We start from the raw sequence: 1,002 nt of genomic DNA on the forward strand, positions 1-1,002 counted from the left end.
CTAATGTTTCAACGTTATTGACAACTGTTGGTTTACCATACAATCCCTCAAAAACTGGTAAAGGAGGTTTTATACGAGATTTTCCTCTGTCTCCTTCAATGGAATTGATTAAAGATGTCTCATCTCCACAAACGTAGGCGCCTGCACCTCTCACTAACTTCAAATCAAACAAGAAATCCGAGTTTAGAATATTTTCTCCCAATATATTTTTTTCATAAAGTTTTTCGATCGCTTTCTTAACGATTTTTATTGCCTCTACATATTCACCTCTAATGTAGATGTAACCATATTTAGATCCAGTGGCATAACCGCTGATTATTATGCCTTCCAAAACTTTAAAAGGTAGATTTTCCATCAAAAATCTGTCTTTGAAAGTTCCGGGTTCTCCTTCATCCGCATTACATATGATAAATTTGGTGTCATTTTCAATTGAAAACACCGTTTCCCATTTTATACCTGTAGGGAATCCGGCTCCGCCTCTTCCTCTTAAACCACTTTCTTTTATTTTGTTGATAACTTGTTGGGGCTGCATCTTCAAAGCATTTTTTAAGCCGAGAAAGTCGTATTCTTCCAAATTTTTGCCTAAGTCTTTTTTTAGAAAGATTCTTTCCATTATTTCCCCCTCCTATTCCAGTGAATCGAGTATTTGAATCGCCTTGGTAACAGTTAGATGAGTGTAATAAGTATCGTTAACCATCATAACAGGGCCTTCATCACAATGCCCCAAACATTCAACTACCTCTAGGGTGAATTTTTTGTCTTTTGTGGTTTCATTTTCTTCAACTTTGAGATAATCTTTCAAGGCTTTAACTAAGGTTGTGGACTCGTTTAATCTACATGAGACACTGTCACATACACGTACGATGTATTTCCCCGTTGGTTCAAGATGGAACATAGAATAAAAACTGATCACCCCGTACAACTGAGCTTTTGGGATGTCTCTTTTTTGCGAGATTCTCAAGATATCCTCTTCGGAGATGAATCCATACGTTTCTTGAATAT

Annotated in this window: 1 protein-coding gene and 1 pseudogene; both read right to left on the bottom strand. The window is 36.6% G+C overall.

The window, feature by feature from the left end:
- Positions 1 to 613 (bottom strand): annotated as a pseudogene (locus AA81_RS07460) (complex I 51 kDa subunit family protein); the annotation flags it as partial.
- A 12-nt stretch (positions 614 to 625) separates the two neighbouring features.
- Positions 626 to 1,000, bottom strand: a complete 375-nt coding sequence (locus AA81_RS07465) for an NADH-quinone oxidoreductase subunit NuoE family protein (protein ID WP_245863521.1) — start codon at positions 998 to 1,000, stop codon at positions 626 to 628.
- Between the last annotated feature and the right edge of the window lie 2 nt (positions 1,001 to 1,002).

Source organism: Petrotoga halophila DSM 16923, from assembly GCF_002924615.1.